Below are 17038 nucleotides of genomic sequence, written 5' to 3' on the forward strand. Positions count from 1 at the left end.
GTCCGGCCGACCGAGACCGATCAATCCGATGCATGCGCGTGATTTTGGCCGTTTCCGCTAACGCAACGGCAGTGGTGGCAGAAAGTGCTATTTCACCTGTCGTTTCCCGGTTGATTGCGGTTCACACCACCTGCGTATTTCGTGCATGATCGGCGTCTTGCTGGAGTGCCGACCATGTCCGATCCGCGCCTGCCATTCCTGGCCGAGCTCGAAAAGAAAATCCTCTGGCTCGCCTCGTGGACGATCCACAACGCCAACCATCTGCGCGAGAGCGCCGATGGCATGAAGGTGGGCGGGCACCAGGCCTCCTCGGCCTCGCTCTGCACGATCATGACGGCGCTCTATATGGCGGCGCTCCGGCCGCAGGACCGCGTCGCGGTGAAGCCGCACGCTTCGCCGATCTTCCACGCCATCAACTACCTGATGGGCCTGCAGACGCGCGAAAAGCTCGAGAATTTCCGCGCCTACAAGGGCGCGCAGAGCTATCCGTCGCGGACCAAGGACATCGACGATGTCGATTTCTCGACCGGCTCGGTCGGCCTGGGCGTGGCGCAGACCTTGTTCTCGTCGCTGACGCAGGATTACGTGAAGGCGCATGGCTGGGCGAAGGACCGGCCCGAAGGCCGCATGGTCTCGCTGATCGGCGATGCCGAGCTCGACGAGGGCAACATCTTCGAGGCGCTGATGGAGGGCTGGAAGCACGGCCTGCGCAACACCTGGTGGGTGATCGACTACAACCGCCAATCGCTCGATGCCGTTATCCGCGAGGGGCTCTACGACCGCTTCGAGACGATGTTCCGCAATTTCGGCTGGGATGTCGTCACGCTGAAATACGGCTCGATCCAGCAGGCGGCCTTCAAGGAAAAGGGCGGCGAGCGGTTGAAGGCCTGGATCGATTCCTGCCCGAACCAGCTCTATTCCGCACTGACCTTCCAGGGCGGCGCGGCCTGGCGCAAGCGCCTGATGGACGATCTCGGCGATCAGGGCCCGGTGACGAAACTGATCGAGAGTCGCACCGACGCGGAACTCTCGAAGCTGATGTGCAATCTCGGCGGGCACGACCTGCCCTCGATCCTCGAAGCTTTCGAGGCGGTCGACCATGACCGGCCGGTCTGCTTCCTCGCTTATACCGTGAAGGGCTTCGGCCTGCCGCTCGCCGGCCACAAGGACAATCATGCCGGGCTGATGACCAAGGAGCAGATGGAGGGCTTCAAGGCCGCCAATGCCGTCCGCCCGGGCCATGAATGGGATCTGTTCGAAGGGCTCGGCCTGCCCGAGAGCGAGGTTCGGACCTTTCTCGACACGGTGCCGTTCTTCGCGCAAGGCCGCCGCCGGCTGAGCGCTCCGGTGCTGCCGGTCCCGGCGAAGCTGGAGGCCGGCATCCAGCCGGTGATGTCGACGCAGATGGGCTTCGGCAAGATTCTGGACGAGCTCGCGAAGCGTGGCGGGCCGCTCGCCGACCGCATCGTCACGACGGCGCCGGACGTCACGGTCTCGACCAATCTCGGCCCCTGGGTGAACCGGCGCGGCCTCTTCGCCAAGGCCTCGATGGCCGACACCTTCAAGGACGAGCGCATCCCGTCGATGCAGAAATGGGAGTTCTCTCCCAAGGGCCAACATGTCGAGCTCGGCATCGCCGAGATGAACCTGTTCATCAACCTCTCGGCGCTCGGCCTCTCACACGCGACCTTCGGCGAGCGGCTGATCCCGATCGGCACGCTCTACGATCCGTTCATCTCGCGCGGGCTCGATGCGCTGAACTATGCCTGCTATCAGGACGCCCGCTTCATGGTGGTGGCGACGCCGTCAGGCGTGACGCTGGCGCCGGAGGGCGGCGCGCATCAGTCGATCGCCACCCCTCTGATCGGCATGAGCCAGGACGGCTTGTGTGCCTTCGAGCCGGCTTTCGTCGACGAGTTGGCCGTGATGATGCGCTGGTCCTTCGAATATTTGCAAAAGGATGGCGAGGGTGACCCCGACGAGCGCACCTGGCTGCGCGACGAGACCGGCGGTTCGGTCTATCTGCGTCTCTCGACGCTGCAGCTCGAACAGCCGCAACGGGTGATGACGCCCGAACTCGAAGGCGAGATCATCGATGGCGCCTACTGGCTGCGCAAGCCCGGGCCGAACGCCTCCGTGGTCATCGCCTATACCGGCGCGGTCGCGGCCGAGGCGATCAAGGCTGTGGGATTGCTGGGCGAGGACCGGCGCGATGTCGGCCTGCTCGCCATCACGTCGGCCGACCGGCTCAATGCCGGCTGGCAGGCGGCCGAGCGGGCGCGCCAGCGCGGCAACCACCGCGCGACCAGCCATGTCGAGCGTTTGCTCGGCGACCTCTCGCGCGATTGCGGCATCGTTTCGGTGCTGGACGGGCATCCGGCGACGCTGGCCTGGCTCGGCAGCGTGCATGGCCACAAACAGAAGGCGCTCGGCGTCGAGCATTTTGGCCAGACCGGCACGGTCGCGGATCTCTATCGGCATTTCGGCATCGACGCGAACGCGATCGTCCATGCCGCGCAGGCGGCTGCTCCGGGGCGGCCGGTGCGCTATCTGAAGGCGCTGCCGTAAGCGCCAAACGTCATTCCCGGGCGCCGCCCGGGAATCTTATGACAAAGCCATGCTGGTTTTCGAGATGGCCGGGTCGAACCCGACCATGACGCCGTCCGCTCAGAAGCGCGGCGTCTCGAAGGTGTTGGCGAACGGATTTGCGCCGGCGCCGATGCGGCCGGGCAGGGTCTCCTCGCCATAGAAGCTGCCGGTGTTGGAATAGGCCGGGGCCGAGGCGAAATGCTGGCTGGCATAGCGGTTCATCGAGCCGACAGGGACGACGTTGCCGAGGTCGAAATAGCTGCGCTTCTGGACGGTGATGCGCAGCGGGCCGCGGCGGCTCTGCGCCTCCGCGATCGTGGCCAGAACGGTCGACGCCGCGATGGAGATGGCAAAAACGGCGGCAAGACGCTTGAGCGAAGCCATGGCGACGAGATCTCCGGAACAGCGGCAACCCGCTTGATGTGGGGACGAAAACTTCACGGTGAAGAGTAGACTACCGTAGTTAACGATTTTGTCAGCGCGACCAAAGCGACAAGCGCTTCGGAAGGCCCTCGCGCCCCGGCAAAGTGACGCGATCAGCGCTTCGGCTGCGGCTGCGGCTTCGCGGGGCTGGCCGCTGCGCTCTTGGTGCGCAGCGCCGGCGTTGAGCCGTCGGCGTCGAGCCAGGAGACCTTGCGGCCGGAGGCGGAGAGGCGCGGGGGTGCACAGCCGGGCTGCCGGCTCAGCTCCGTGCGGGCGAAGGCGGTGCGCAGGGTGCGATCGTCGCCGGCATTGAGCAGGTCGATGCGGTCGATCAGGCAGACCAGTTGCTGCCGGTCGGCGGGCTTGCCGTCGCCGCCGCACCACCAGCCGGCCAGCGAGAGCGGCAGGGCGCCGCTATCCATCCGGAACGCGATGCAGGGCCTGCTGGCCTCGCCGTCGTTCAGCGTCGCGTCGGCGGTCTCGACCGGGCCGAAGCGCGTCTGGATCGCCGTCGGCGTGCCACTGCGCTGCACCGACATCGCGCGCGAGGCGGCCTCGCGCACCAATGCGATGATGAAGGGCTGGGAGAGATCGCCGCGGCCATGCTCCACGGTCAGGCGCAGCAGCAGATGCGGCTTCGGCTCGGCGAAGCCGCCGAAACCCAGAATGTCCTCGCGCTGCGAGCCGTCCGCGCTGCGGCGCGCCTCAAGGGTAGCGGAGGAGCGGTCGAGCTCGGGCGATTCCAGACCGAACATCGGAATCGGTCTGGTGATGGCGATCCAGTTCTCCCGGCCGCTGAGGTTCTGCCGCGGCTCCTGCCAGACGTTGCGGACAGGACGGGTTTCCGGCGCCGCCGGCAGGGTCAGGCTGGCGATCGTCGCCTCGCTCTTGGACGACAGGGCGGTGACGAGCGTGGCGGTCAGCCCGATGCCGGTCGCGGCGGCGATGCTGCGCCAGACCAGCCCGCTGGTGAGGCGCAGGCTTGGCACGCGCAGCAGGACGCGCAGATGCCGCAGGCCGGCAAGACTGCGCCACAGGCCGGCGAGGCCGCGCCAAAGATAGCCGAAGCCGGTCTCGATGCCATCGGCAAGGTGGATCAGGGCGGCGGCAAGGTCGATCGTCGCGAGGCGCGGCCATATGCCGGCCAACCGGTCGCCGAGCGGCCAACGGCCGTTCAACCAGCCACCGTCCAGCCCTGGCCGGAGATGCGGAATGACTGGCCAGGAGAGCCTGAGCCGGTCGCGCAGAAGCGATGCGATATGACCTGACAAGACGCCGAACCCGCGTTTCCGCGTTGCTCCCCAGCAGCGCGGTCGTCCTCACCGGCGCCGAGGGTGAGGGCAGGCGGGTCAGCGGGCGGTTACCGCGGCGGGGGAATCGCCGCTTAGCGTGAACGGGCGGTCAACAGGCAGGGTTAATGCGAGCCGGAGCTGGTCCGGGGCCGACAGGCCCGGTCACGGCCAGATTGACTTTTGACCGTCTACGGTGTTCTCACATCGTCGTGGCATGCGGGGCGAGCGCCCTGGATGGCACTGCGAAGCTTCAGCCTTGCGGAATTGGCCCTGTGACTGTCCGTCTTACGACGAAACGCACGACCAAACCGGCGACCGGGACCACCGGGACGCCACGCTGAATTTCGCCTCGGTTCCGGGACCCTCCCCCCCGGCGGGGGCATGATGCCGAACCCGCCTCGATCCCGAGACGGACGGCGCCCAGGGGGAGACCAAAACCGGTTTCATCCAAAAGGATCATCACCATGAGCTTCAAGGTCGCGATCGTCGGCGCTACCGGCAATGTGGGCCACGAGATGCTGGACATCCTGGCCGAGCGCGCCTTCCCGGTCAGCGAGGTCGTGGCGCTCGCCTCCTCGCGGTCGATCGGCACCGAGGTTTCGTTCGGCGACCGGACGCTGAAGGTCAAGGCGCTGGAGCATTACGACTTCTCCGACACGGACATCTGCCTGATGTCGGCTGGTGGCGAAGTCTCGAAGGAATGGTCGCCCAAGATCGGCGCGCAGGGCTGCGTCGTGATCGACAACTCCTCGGCCTGGCGCATGCATCCGGATGTTCCGCTGATCGTGCCGGAGGTGAACGCCGCCGCCGCGGCCGGCTTCACCAAGATGAACATCATCGCCAACCCGAACTGCTCGACTGCGCAGCTCGTCGTCGCGCTGAAGCCGCTGCACGACCGCTACGTCATCAAGCGCGTCGTGGTCTCGACCTACCAATCGGTCTCTGGCGCCGGCAAGGAGGCGATGGACGAGCTCTTCAACCAGACGCGCTCGATCTTCGCCGCAGGCGAGATGGTCACCAAGAAGTTCCCCAAGCGCATCGCCTTCAACCTTATTCCGCAGATCGACGTCTTCATGGAGGACGGCTTCACCAAGGAAGAGTGGAAGATGATGGCGGAGACCAAGAAGATCCTCGACAAGAGCATCAAGCTGACCGCGACTTGCGTGCGCGTGCCGGTCTTCATCAGCCATTCCGAAAGCGTCAACATCGAGTGCGAGAAGCCGGTGACGGCCGACGAGGCACGCGAGGTCCTGCGCGCGGCGCCCGGCATCCTCGTCATCGACAAGCACGAGCCCGGTGGCTACATCACCCCGCACGAGGCGGCCGGCGAGGACGCGACCTATATCTCGCGCATCCGCGAGGACAATACGGTCGAGAACGGCCTCGCCTTCTGGTGCGTCTCCGACAACCTCCGCAAGGGCGCGGCGCTGAACGCGGTGCAGATCGCCGAAGTGCTGGTCAATCGCAAGCTGATCCAGCCGCGGCAGAAGGCGGCCTGAGGCGGCCCGCTCCGGCATCCCTTGAACGAGGCGGGCTTTGCGGCCCGCCTTTTTCGTTTCCGGAGGCGAGTGTCACGATGGCGTGAGCCGCGGCGGTGAGGCCCGGCCTGCGGTGCGTTGCTGCATGCAGGTCGTTCGATCTTTGCGCAACCGTCGCCGAGCAAATCGACTAGTGTCGCGGCTCCCTTGCGACACGACGTTGACTTGCCAAACGCTCCCCATCCCGAACCGCCGCCGCTGCCCAGGGCCGAGCCGACGCCGCCCATGCGTCATGATGCGCCGTTTCGCGGCATCGCGCTCGTCCTGCTCGCGAGCATCTTCCTGACCTCGGCCGACATGGTCTCGAAGCTCCTGACGCTCGAGATCCCGCCGCTGCAGGTGGCATGGCTGCGCTATGGCACCTTCAGCGTGATCATGCTGGCGATCGTCTGGCGCCGCGGCGGCATCGAACGGCTCCGGACGCAGCGGCCGATGCTGCAGTTCCTGCGCGGCATCGGCGTGCTGGCCTCCTCGATCTTCTTTGTGACGGCGCTGCGCTATATGCCGCTCGCGGATGCGACGGCGACCGGCTTCGTCGCCCCGCTTTTCGTCACCGCGCTGTCGATCCCGATTCTCGGGGAGACGATCGGCTGGCGGCGCTGGACGGCGACGCTGATCGGCTTCGTCGGGGTCGTCATAGTGGTGCGGCCCGGTGGGGCAGGCTTCCACATCGCTTCGCTGCTGGCGGTGATTTCCGCGTTCGCCTGGGCTTTCGCGATGATCATGACGCGGATGATGAGCAGGACGGAGAGCCCGCTCGCGACGCTGACCTATTCGGCGACGATCGGGTTCGGCCTGACCAGCCTAGCGATGCCGTTCCTGTGGGGACCGGTGACGCCGGTGATTCTGCTGATGGGAATCTTCGTCGGCGCCTCGTCGACTGTTGGGCACTGGCTGATCGTCCTGGCCTATCGCCACGCCGACGCTTCGCTGCTCGCGCCCTTCTCCTACATACAGCTGCTCTGGGCTTCGCTCTTCGGCTTCCTGATCTTCACCGTGCTGCCGGATGTCTGGACGCTGGTCGGCGCCGTCATCATCGCTGGCTCGGGCCTTTATACCGCGCATCGCGAACGGATCCGGGCGAAGTTTCCGGGCTGAGCCACGGATCTCCCGTTCCGTCGCGCCGGCTTTTCTCAAAAGCACGCCCCACGCCCCGGACGGATGACTTATCGTCTCGGCGTGCCGTAGCGCGCGAGGAACATCTCGACCGCGGAGGCGACGACGCGCGCAATCTCCGCCTGCGACGGCGGCTCGCGATGGGCGTTGAACAGGCGCGGCCGCAGCATCGTCGACTGGCAGAGATCGATGAACTGCACGGCGGCGAGATAGGTGTCGTCGATCGACAGCAGGCCTCGCTCGACTTTGTCGGCGAGGAACTGCGACAGGCGATGGGCGCCCTGCTTGGGGCCTCGCTCGTAGAACTCGCGGCCAAGATCCGGCATCCGCTCGGCGACGCCGATCACGATGCGATGCGCGCTGACCGCGAAATCGCCGCAGAGGAGTTGCACGAGCCCCTCGCCGAAGCTGGCGAGGGCATGGCCGAGATCGGGATCGTCGCTCAAGGCTGCATAGACGCCCTGCTTCTGCATCTCGCGCTCGCGCTCGATCAAGGCGACGAAGAGATGCTCCTTGTCGGCGAAATAGACATAGAGCGTGCCCTTCGAGACTCCGGCCGCCGCCGCGATCTCGTTCATGCTTGCCGCGTCGAAGCCCTGCGCTGTGAAGACAGCATGCGCGCCGTCGAGAATCTGGCGGCGTTTGTCGGGGTCCATGCCCGCGACGCGGCGATTGCGCGCGGCGGGTTTAACGATCAGCTTAGCAGTTTGGTTCATTGTCTCATCCGGCAGCCAGACGGCGTGCTTGAAAAAAGAATCGAACCAAACGGTTCGATGCGGCTTGATATGCGCGAAGCGCCGCGCTATTTCAAGTTCAATCGAACCGACTGGTTCGAATTGTTTTGATCAGGACCAGGCCATGGTTGCCGATATCATTACCCGCCTGCGCAGCGACCGACTCCAACTCGTCGATCCGGCGCTCGAGACCACGCAGCCGCCGGCAGAGTTGCGGCGCAGCGCGGAGGAAGCGCCCACGCGAACCACGACACCGGCTGCCCCGTTGCCGAAGGCCATGACGCTGCGACGCGCCGGGTTGATGCTGCTCGGCACGGCGGCAGTGGGTGCCGGCCTCTGGTTCGGCGGTGGCTGGTGGCTCAATGGTCGCTTCATCGTCTCGACCGACGATGCCTATGTCGGCGCCGAGATGGCGACGATCTCGGCCAAGCTCGCGGCCAATATCGCGTCCGTCTCCGTGACCCAGAACCAGGAGGTCAAGGCCGGCCAGCCGCTAGTCGCGCTCGACGACGGCGATTGGCGCCTGGCGCTGGAGAGCGCCCGTGCCAAGAGCGCGACGGCCACCGCGACGCTCGCGCGCATCGACAGCCAGATCGAGGCCGGCCGCGCCAGCCTGCTGCAGGCGCTGGCGCAGCAGACCTCGGCCCAGGCGGGGGTCACGCGCACCGTCGCGGATTTCGCGCGCGCCAGCAGCCTCGCGGCCAAGTCCTTCGGCTCGCAGGCGACACTCGACGCAGCGACGGCCGCGCGCGATCAGGCGAGGGCCTCGTTAGGCAGCGCCCAGGCCGGCGTCTCGGCGGCCCAGGCGAATATCGAGGTGCTGAAGGCGCAGCGCATCGAGGGCGCGCGGCAGGTGGACGAACTCAGGGTGGCGGAACAGAAGGCCGAGCGCGATCTGAGCTTCACCAAGGTCAACGCGCCGATCGACGGGCTCGTCGCCAACACCAATGTCCAGATCGGCGATCTCGTCAGCGCCGGCAAGCGGCTGATGTCGATCGTCCCGCTAGACCAGGTTTATGTCGACGCCAATTTCAAGGAGACGCAGGTCGGCCCGCTGAAGATCGGCGACCGCGCGACGATCACCGTCGATGCGCTGCCAGGCCAGGTCTTCCAGGGCAAGGTCAGCGGCATCGCCGGTGGCACCGGCTCTGTCTTCACGCTGTTGCCGCCGGACAACGCGACCGGCAACTTCACCAAGATCGTCCAGCGCGTGCCGGTGCGCATTGCGCTGGCGCCGGAAGCGGCCGGGCGCCATGTGCTGCGGCCGGGCATGTCGGTGGTGGTGAAGATCGATCCGCGGCCCGCGAGCGAGCGCTGACAGAAAGATCCCTTCACCCCAGCCCTCATCCTTCGAGACGCATTCCTTGCGGAGGCGCTCCTCGGTTGAGGGCTGGGTTACTCATGACCGAGGCAATGGGAGGCCATCATGGCCACCGCGACCCTAACCAGCGCAGCCGGCGTCCCGCCGGCCGAGGATGCCATCCCGTTGCGCCGGATCTTCGCCTTCGTGGCGATGATCTTCGGCATGTTCATGGCGATCCTCGATATCCAGATCGTCTCGGCCTCGCTGGCCGAGATCCAGGCGGGGCTGTCGGCGTCCGCGGACGAGATCGCCTGGGTGCAGACGGCCTATCTGATCGCGGAAGTGATCATGATTCCGCTATCGGGCTATCTCAGCCGGGCGTTGTCGACGCGCGTGTTCTTCACCATTGCGGCTGCGGGCTTCACCATCGCCAGCGTGCTGTGTGCTACATCGTCCTCGATCAACGAGATGATCCTGTGGCGCGCCGTGCAGGGCTTCATCGGCGGCGGCATGATTCCCGGTGTCTTCGCCGCTGCCTTCACGATCTTTCCGGCCTCGAAGCGCCCGATCGTCTCGCCGCTGATCGGGCTCGTGGCGACGCTCGCGCCGACCATCGGCCCGACGGTCGGCGGCTATCTCAGCAGCGCCTTCTCCTGGCACTGGCTCTTCCTCGTCAATGTCGTGCCCGGCATCTGCGTCTCGATCGCCGCCTGGACACTGATCGATTTCGACAAGCCGCAGAAGGGGCTGCTGAAGCGCTTCGACTGGCTCGGCCTGCTCGGCATGGCCGGTTTCCTCGGCAGCCTCGAATATGTGCTGGAGGAGGGGACGCGGCTCGACTGGTTCGAGAGCCCCGAGATCGTGTTCTTCACGGTCCTGATGCTGGCTGGAGCGGTGCTGTTCTTCTGGCGCGCGCTGACCCGGGACGATCCGCTGGTCGATCTCTACGCCTTCACCAACCGCAACTTCGCCTTCGGCTCGCTGTTCTCATTCTGCATGGGCATCGGACTCTACGGGCTGACCTATCTCTACCCGGTCTATCTCGGGCGCATCCGAGGCTATGACGCGCTGCAGATCGGCGAGACCATGTTCGTCACGGGGCTCTTCATGTTCCTGACGGCGCCGATTGCCGGCAAGCTCTCGCAGAAGATCGACCCGCGCGTGCAGATGATGATCGGCTTCGCCGGCTTCGCACTGGGGACGTATATCGCGAGCGGCATCACCTCCGACTGGGATTTCCACGAGTTGCTGATCCCCCAGATCCTGCGCGGCGTCTCGCTGATGCTGTGCATGGTGCCGATCAACAATCTCGCGCTCGGCACGCTGCCGCCGGCGCAGCTCAAGAACGCGTCGGGCCTCTACAACCTCACGCGGAATCTGGGCGGCGCGGTCGGGCTGGCCGTGATCAACACGATGCTCAACAGCCGCACTGACCTGCACATCACCCGGCTGCACGAGAGCGTCGCCGCCGGCCGGCAGGTGGCGGAGGAGGCCATCGCCCAGACGATGCAGCGCTTCCTCGACTATGGCGATGCCGCCGAACAGATGGCGCTCGCCCTGATCAACCAGCGCGCCCACAAGCAGGCGCTGATCATGGCCTTCGGCGATGTCTTCCTCGCCCTGACCTTCATCTTCGGCAGCCTCGTGCTGCTGGCGCTGTTCATGCGCAAGCCTCCGGCCGCGGCGCCGGGCGGCGGCGGAGGACACTGAGCAGCCGGTCGTCATCGCGAGCGCGGCGCGGCCATTCAGACGGAGACGCGATCCCGCTAGGGATGGCTTCGCTGCGCTCGCGACGACACCGTGCCGCACCCGCGAAGATTGACACGGGAACGTCTTTGCGACAAATATAACAATGATATCAGTAGTTTAGATGATTTCTAAACTACGACCGGTCAGCCGGCATAGTGGAAGGCGTTTTCGATGAGCGTTTCGTCCCTGAAGGATCAGGACCAGCAGCGGGTCATGGCGGATCATATTCCGTGGCCGCAGAAAAGCCCTGCCTCCTGCCCGATCAGCGCCGTGAAAGCACGGCTGCGCACTGCCGGCCTGCGGCCGACGCGGCAGCGCATGGCGCTGGGCTGGCTGCTCTTCGCCAAGGGCGACCGGCATGTCAGCGCCGAGATGCTTTATGAAGAGGCGCTGCGCGCCCGCGAGCCGCTTTCGCTGGCCACCGTCTACAACACGCTGCGCCAGTTCTCGGAAGCCGGCCTGCTGCGCCAGGTCTCGGTTTCGGGTCCGAAGACCTTCTTCGACACCAATGTCTCCGAGCATCATCATTTCTACAATGAGGACGACGAGACGGTCGTCGACATCCCGGGGTCGACCATCCAGGTGGCCGGCCTGCCCGACGCGCCGGACGGCATGATGATCTCCTCGGTCGAGGTCATCGTGCGCCTGCGCCGCGCCGATGGCCAGGAGATCGAGAGCCGCACGATCGAGAGCCGCATGCCGGTGGGCCATCACGCGTGATCGTCTGCTCATGATCGTCTGTTCCTGCAACGTCCTGTCCTGCCGGCAGATCAAGGGCACCATCGCCCCTGATGGGTCCGGGCCGCGTACGGCCGGCGAGGCCTATGATTGCCTGGGTTGCAGCCCGGATTGCGGGCGCTGCGCGCGCGAGGTTCGCGCCATCCTGGCCGAGGCACGCGCCGCCTGCGCGACGCAGTGCGGCTCATGCGCTGCGCGCGACATCGAATGCTCGGTTCATATCTCTGTCGGGCAGATGATGGACGGCCTTGTCATGGACAATGACCGCGCCGCTGCCTGAGAGCGCACGGATATCCACATAGGTCCGGCTTTTTCGCTTCCCTTCCGGAGACACTCGTCCTACATTAGTATCATTCTAATGTGAATTGGGGAGTGAAGCCATGAAGGGTGACAAGAAGGTCATCGAGTATCTCAACAAGGGGCTTCGCTCGGAGCTCACGGCCATCAACCAGTACTGGCTGCATTACCGCATGCTGGACAACTGGGGCCTGAAGGAGATGGCCAAGACCTGGAAGAAGGAATCGATCGAGGAGATGGTCCATGCCGACCGCTTCGTCGACCGCATCCTCTTCCTCGAAGGCTTCCCGAACCTGCAGACGCTCGACGCCCTGCGCATCGGCGAGAACGTCAAGGAGGTCATCGAATGCGACCTCAAGGCGGAGATCGAGGCGCGCGCACTCTATCAGGAGGCGGCTGGCTACGCCCGCGAGGTCGGCGATTATCCGTCCGAGCAGCTCTTCAAGGACCTGATGGCGGATGAGGAAGGGCATATCGACTTCCTCGAGACGCAGCTCGAACTGATCGCGCGCATCGGCCTCGAACTCTACACCCAGAAGCATGTGGGCTCGCTCGACGAGGGCCATTGAGCCCCAACCTCGCGCGATCAGAAGAGCCGGCCCCGTCACGTGGGAGCCGGCTTTTTCGTTTCTGTCCGGCTCGCCAGCGCATTGTGTTCGTGCCAGAAACCGCGCGCGCGGAATAATCGGGGGATGGCATGGCGGCGAGCGTGATCACGTTGAGCGGGGCTCCGGGGCATCGCTTCAACAAGCCCTTGCAGGGTTCGATCCGCCTGCTGACGGGGCTCGGCGTCGAGGGGGACGCTCATTGCGGCGAGACGGTGAAACATCGCTCGCGCGTCGCGGTCGATCCGACGCAACCGAATCTGCGTCAGGTCCATCTGCTGCACGCCGAGCTGCTCGACGAGCTGAACGCTGCCGGTTTCGACGTCGCGCCAGGGCAGATGGGAGAGAACGTGCTGACGCGCGGGCTCGATCTGCTGGCGCTGCCGGTCGGCGCGCGGTTGCGGCTGGGAGCTGATGCGCTGGTCGAGATCACCGGGCTGCGCAATCCTTGCGCCCAGATCGAGGCGTTCCGCCCGGGTTTGCTCGCCGCTGTGCTCGGGCGCGATGCACAGGGGCGGATTGTCCGGAAGGCGGGCATCATGGGCATCGTTCTGGAAGCCGGCGAGATTTGCCCGAAAGACGCCATCGACGTCACGCTGCCGGCGCTGCCGCACCGGGCGCTGGAGCGGGTCTGAGCAGCAAGAAAAAACCCGCCGGTTGAGCCGGCGGGCCTGATCTCTATCGCGCCACGACTTCAGATGAAGCTGACGTTCGCCGCTTCCGGGCCCTTCTTGCCGGCGCGGATCGAGAAGCGCACGCGCTGCCCGTCCATCGGCGGCTGCAGGCCGCTGCGGCCGAGAGAGGAGACGTGCAGGAACACGTCCGGCCCGCCCTGGTCGGGCGCGATGAAGCCGAAGCCGCGCTCCGAGTTGAAGAACTTCACGGCGCCGTCGAAGGGGCCTTCCATCGGGCCGCTGTCGCGGTTGCCGAAGCCGCCACGATCGCCGCGGTCGGCATACCCGCCGCCGCCACCGCCGTATCCACCACCGCCACCATAGCTGCCGCGATCGCCACGGTCGGAATAACCGCCGCCGCCATAGCCACCGCGATCGCCGCGGTCGGCATAGCCGCCACCGCCGAAATCATCGCGGGGCGCGCGGGGAGCGCGGGGCGCGGCCGGCGTCGCAGTCGAGGCGTCGATCTCGTGGACAGCGACGACCTGCAGGCCGCGGCGGCCCTCGCCGAGATCGGCGATAATGGTCGCGCCCGGCTGGAGATCCTGCTGATCGAGCGGGCCGATCGCGGAGATGTGGAGAAAGACATCGCCCGAGCCATCGGCCGGCGATGCGAAACCGAACCCCTTCTCGGGGTCGAACCATTTGACCTTGGCTTCGATATTTTCGTGCGTGACGAAGGGCTGAGCGGCAGGAGGTTTGCGACGATCGAACATGGAGCTTCAAGGATGAGTGACCGGGAGTGCGCAATCTAGCGCAAGCAAAGCGTGCCGTCATGGGGGGCGGAACGGTAAATTATCGGCAGCCGAAGACACCGCGCCGGGGCTGCCCAAGCGGCGCGAAGGCACTTCGGCGGATCGTTAGCCTAGCCCGGGCGATCGGCCCGCGCGAGCACCGCCCGCAGCAGGACGTCGAGGCCGGGTTCGAGGTCGTCGCGCGTGCAGAGCTCGCCGTTGTTGTGGGTGATGCCACCCTTGCAGGGCGTGAAGATCATCGTCGTCGGCGCATGCCGGGCGATGAAATAGGCGTCGTGGCCGGCCTGGCTGAGGATGTCCATGTGCCGGTAGTCGCGGGCGGTCGCGATGGCGCGGACCTGTTCGATCAGCTCGGGGGCGAAGATGCGTCCGCCCCAGGTCCAGACGTCGAGGATCTCGACGCCGCAATCGGCCTTGGCTGCGGCCTCGAAGGCGGCGCGGCGCATCGCCTCGGCCATGACGGCGGAGGTCGTCGGATCGGGGTGGCGGACATCGCCGACGGCCTGCGACCAGTCGGACAGGATGCCGGGCTTGTTGGGCCAGGCAACGAGGCGGGCGGCGGTCGCCTTGCCGCCGGTGCCGGCATGGGTCCAGCCGAGGTCGTCGACCGCGACGAGGAAACGCGCGCCGGCGATCAGCGCATTCTTGCGGCGCTCCATCGGCCATGGCCCGGTATGGGCAGTCTCGCCCTTGAATTCGATCAGCATGCCGGTGGAGGGGAAGCCGCCGGTGACGACGCCGACCTGCATGCCTTCGCGGTCGAGGATCGGCCCCTGCTCGATATGCAGCTCGAAATAGGCGTCGAAGGCGTGGGGCTTGTCCTCCATCTCGCCGAGATAGCCGATGCGGGCGAGTTCCTCGCCGATCGACTTGCCGTCCCCGTCGCGGCGTCCCTGCGCCCAGTCGAGCGCATAGGCGCCGGTGAAGGCGCCGGAGCCGACCATCGGCGGCGAGAAGCGCGCGCCTTCCTCATTGGTCCAGTTGACCACCTCGAGCGGCCGGCGGGTGCGGTGGCCCAGCGTGTCGAGCGCGCGGCAGACCTCGAGCCCGCCGAGGACGCCGAGGATGCCGTCGAAGCGGCCGCCGTTGAACTGGGTGTCGAGATGGCTGCCCATCACCACCGGCGGCAGGCTGTTATCCGTGCCGGCGCGCCTGGCGAAGATATTGCCCATGCCGTCGACCCGGACGGCGAGCCCGGCCTCGCGGCACCAGGCGACGAACTGATCGCGGACCTCCCGGTCGGCGTCGGAGGCCGCGAGGCGCGACAGTCCGCCCGGCCGGCCGGGGCCGATCTCAGCCGAGCGCTCGATCGTCGCCCAGAAGCGATCCATGTCGATGCGGGCCTTGTCGCCCGCGGATTGGACTGGCTGTTCCATCGCTCTCGTCTTCGGTGCGCAAGAAGGGCCGAACCGCCGCTGCCGCCCAGGGCGTCGCCGCGATCGCCGATGGGGCGACTATCCGGCCCGTGCGGGGACGGGGGCAAATAGATATTGGCGATGCCTGACATTGTCGTAGCCGAAGGAGCGGCCGTTGCCGCGCGACACACCGGCCGGCACAGTGGCGCCATTCGGACAGGCGGGCCATGGCAACCAGCGAAACGGACATCGTCATTCTCGGGGCCGGCCATAACGGGCTCGTCTGCGCCTTCCATCTGGCGCGCGCCGGCCTGAAGGTCACCGTGCTGGAGCGGCGAGGCATCGTCGGCGGCGCGGCGGTGACGGAGGAATTCCATCCGGGCTTCCGGAATTCGACGGCGAGCTACACCGTCAGCCTGCTCAGGCCGGAGATCATCCGGGAGATGGAGCTCGCGCGTCATGGTCTGCGCATCGTCGAACGCCGGCTGGCGAATTTCCTGCCGCTGCCGGACGGGCAATATCTGGCGGCCGGTCCGGGACGCACGGCGACCGAGGTGGCGAAGTTCTCGCCCCGCGATGCCGGACGGCTCGCCGCCTATGAGGAGCGGCTCGAGACCGTCGCCGCCGTGCTGCGCGACCTCGTGCTGCGCGCGCCGCCCAATGTCACTGAGGCCGGCTGGCTCGCGGTATTGCCGGAACTGGTCGAAGCCGGGCGGTTGGGCCGGCGCCTCGGCCGGCTCGCCACGACCGCCCGGCGCGACGTCATGGACCTTTTCACCAAATCGGCCGGCGACTGGCTCGACGGCTGGTTCGAGAGCGACCCGATCAAGGCGCTGCTCGGCTTCGATTCCGTCGTCGGCAACTATGCCAGCCCGTATACACCGGGCTCGGCCTATGTGCTGCTGCATCATGTCTTCGGCGAGGTGAACGGCCGGAAGGGGGCCTGGGGCCACGCCATCGGCGGCATGGGCGCGATCACCCAGGCGATGGCGAAGGCCTGCGCCGAGGTCGGCGTCACGATTCGCCTCGACGCTGCCGTCGCCGAGGTACTGACCGTGCAGGGCAGGGCGGCCGGCGCGGTGACGGAGGCCGGCGACGTCGTCCGGGCGCGGGCCGTCGTCTCGAACCTGCATCCGCGCCTGCTCTTCTCCAAGGTCGATCCCGCGGCGCTGCCGCCGGATTTCGCTGAGCGCATCGGCCGCTACACCTCGGGTTCGGGCACGTTCCGGATGAACCTCGCGCTGTCGGAGCTGCCGCGCTTTTCCAGCCTGCCCGAACCGGGCGACCATCTCACCGCCGGCATCATCATCGCGCCCAGCCTCGGCTACATGGATCGCGCCCATGCGCAGGCGCGGCTCGATGGCTGGTCGCGCGAGCCGATCGTCGAGATGCTGATTCCGTCGACGCTGGACGACACCCTCGCCCCGCCCGGCCGCCATGTCGCGAGCCTGTTCTGCCAGCATGTCGCGCCGGTGCTGCCGAACGGCCTCGCATGGGAGGACTGCCGCGAGACCGTCGCCGATCTGATGATCGAGACGGTCGACCGCCACGCGCCCGGCTTCAAGGCATCCGTCATCGGGCGGCTCGCGCTCGGGCCTGCCGATCTCGAGACGCGCTTCGGGCTCGTCGGCGGCGACATCTTTCATGGCCGGCTCACGCTCGACCAGCTCTTCTCGGCGCGACCGGTGCTCGGCCATGGCGACTACCGCATGCCGGTCCCGGGGCTCTATCTCTGCGGCTCGGGCGCCCACCCCGGAGGGGGCGTCACCGGAGCGCCGGGCCGCAACGCCGCCATGGCCGTGCTGGCCGATCGCCACCGCCGGCGCTTCTAGTTGCGTCGGGTCCGCTCCGCCCCAAGCAAAAAGGCCAC

At 66.7% G+C, this 17038-nt stretch carries 16 protein-coding genes; 11 read left to right on the forward strand and 5 right to left on the reverse strand.

The features are described from left to right. Nucleotides 1-174: 174 nt before the first annotated feature. The gene (locus C8D03_RS13400) at nucleotides 175-2568 is read left to right on the forward strand and encodes a transketolase-like TK C-terminal-containing protein (RefSeq protein ID WP_108046737.1); all 2394 of its coding nucleotides are present in this window, start codon (nucleotides 175-177) and stop codon (nucleotides 2566-2568) included. A 99-nt stretch (nucleotides 2569-2667) separates the two neighbouring features. Here C8D03_RS13400 and C8D03_RS13405 read toward each other — a convergent pair whose 3' ends face one another. Then, nucleotides 2668-2973: a hypothetical protein gene (locus C8D03_RS13405; RefSeq protein ID WP_108046739.1), complete on the reverse strand. Its 306-nt coding sequence runs from the start codon at nucleotides 2971-2973 to the stop codon at nucleotides 2668-2670. Between the two features lie 152 nt (nucleotides 2974-3125). After that, complete coding sequence (locus C8D03_RS13410; protein ID WP_108046741.1) at nucleotides 3126-4190, reverse strand: hypothetical protein; 1065 nt, start codon at nucleotides 4188-4190, stop codon at nucleotides 3126-3128. A 578-nt stretch (nucleotides 4191-4768) separates the two neighbouring features. Here C8D03_RS13410 and C8D03_RS13415 point away from each other — a divergent pair. Together C8D03_RS13415 and C8D03_RS13420 are read left to right on the forward strand one after the other, a co-directional pair. After that, nucleotides 4769-5803, forward strand: a complete 1035-nt coding sequence (locus tag C8D03_RS13415) for an aspartate-semialdehyde dehydrogenase (RefSeq protein ID WP_108046743.1) — start codon at nucleotides 4769-4771, stop codon at nucleotides 5801-5803. Between the two features lie 264 nt (nucleotides 5804-6067). Beyond that, entirely contained in the window at nucleotides 6068-6940 is an 873-nt protein-coding gene (locus tag C8D03_RS13420) for a DMT family transporter (RefSeq protein WP_108046744.1), read from the forward strand. 68 nt (nucleotides 6941-7008) lie between these two features. Here C8D03_RS13420 and C8D03_RS13425 read toward each other — a convergent pair whose 3' ends face one another. Continuing rightward, entirely contained in the window at nucleotides 7009-7536 is a 528-nt protein-coding gene (locus C8D03_RS13425) for a TetR/AcrR family transcriptional regulator (RefSeq protein ID WP_248308457.1), read from the reverse strand. 36 nt (nucleotides 7537-7572) lie between these two features. Between C8D03_RS13425 and C8D03_RS26465 the strand changes: the two genes are divergently transcribed. From C8D03_RS26465 to C8D03_RS13455, 7 genes are all read left to right on the forward strand, one after another. Then, the gene (locus C8D03_RS26465) at nucleotides 7573-7803 is read left to right on the forward strand and encodes a hypothetical protein (RefSeq protein ID WP_181301361.1); all 231 of its coding nucleotides are present in this window, start codon (nucleotides 7573-7575) and stop codon (nucleotides 7801-7803) included. 13 nt (nucleotides 7804-7816) lie between these two features. Beyond that, nucleotides 7817-9010 carry an HlyD family secretion protein gene (locus tag C8D03_RS13430; RefSeq protein WP_181300958.1) on the forward strand — a complete coding sequence of 398 codons (1194 nt, stop codon included), beginning with the start codon at nucleotides 7817-7819 and terminating at the stop codon, nucleotides 9008-9010. 108 nt (nucleotides 9011-9118) lie between these two features. Then, a complete protein-coding gene (locus C8D03_RS13435; protein WP_108046750.1) occupies nucleotides 9119-10705 on the forward strand; it encodes a DHA2 family efflux MFS transporter permease subunit in 1587 nt (528 codons plus the stop codon). 252 nt (nucleotides 10706-10957) lie between these two features. Then, complete coding sequence (gene irrA, locus C8D03_RS13440) at nucleotides 10958-11464, forward strand: iron response transcriptional regulator IrrA (RefSeq protein ID WP_108051625.1); 507 nt, start codon at nucleotides 10958-10960, stop codon at nucleotides 11462-11464. Nucleotides 11465-11474: 10 nt separating this feature from the next. Further along, entirely contained in the window at nucleotides 11475-11762 is a 288-nt protein-coding gene (locus tag C8D03_RS13445; RefSeq protein WP_181300960.1) for a (2Fe-2S)-binding protein, read from the forward strand. Nucleotides 11763-11862: 100 nt separating this feature from the next. Further along, nucleotides 11863-12348, forward strand: coding sequence for a bacterioferritin (gene bfr, locus C8D03_RS13450; RefSeq protein WP_108046752.1), 486 nt, complete (start codon nucleotides 11863-11865; stop codon nucleotides 12346-12348). 128 nt (nucleotides 12349-12476) lie between these two features. Continuing rightward, a complete protein-coding gene (locus tag C8D03_RS13455; protein ID WP_108046754.1) occupies nucleotides 12477-13019 on the forward strand; it encodes an MOSC domain-containing protein in 543 nt (180 codons plus the stop codon). 59 nt (nucleotides 13020-13078) lie between these two features. On the opposite strand, the gene C8D03_RS26960 is transcribed toward C8D03_RS13455, so the two are convergent. Both C8D03_RS26960 and C8D03_RS13465 read right to left on the reverse strand, forming a co-directional pair. After that, nucleotides 13079-13774, reverse strand: a complete 696-nt coding sequence (locus C8D03_RS26960; protein ID WP_108046756.1) for a cold-shock protein — start codon at nucleotides 13772-13774, stop codon at nucleotides 13079-13081. A 149-nt stretch (nucleotides 13775-13923) separates the two neighbouring features. After that, nucleotides 13924-15189 (reverse strand): Zn-dependent hydrolase, encoded by a 1266-nt coding sequence (locus tag C8D03_RS13465; RefSeq protein ID WP_108046758.1) that lies wholly within the window; start codon nucleotides 15187-15189, stop codon nucleotides 13924-13926. A 206-nt stretch (nucleotides 15190-15395) separates the two neighbouring features. Here C8D03_RS13465 and C8D03_RS13470 point away from each other — a divergent pair, with 206 nt between their 5' ends. Continuing rightward, nucleotides 15396-17000, forward strand: a complete 1605-nt coding sequence (locus tag C8D03_RS13470; protein ID WP_108046760.1) for a phytoene desaturase family protein — start codon at nucleotides 15396-15398, stop codon at nucleotides 16998-17000. The last annotated feature ends 38 nt before the right edge of the window (nucleotides 17001-17038 follow it).

Source organism: Bosea sp. 124 (genome assembly GCF_003046175.1).
Classification (GTDB): domain Bacteria; phylum Pseudomonadota; class Alphaproteobacteria; order Rhizobiales; family Beijerinckiaceae; genus Allobosea.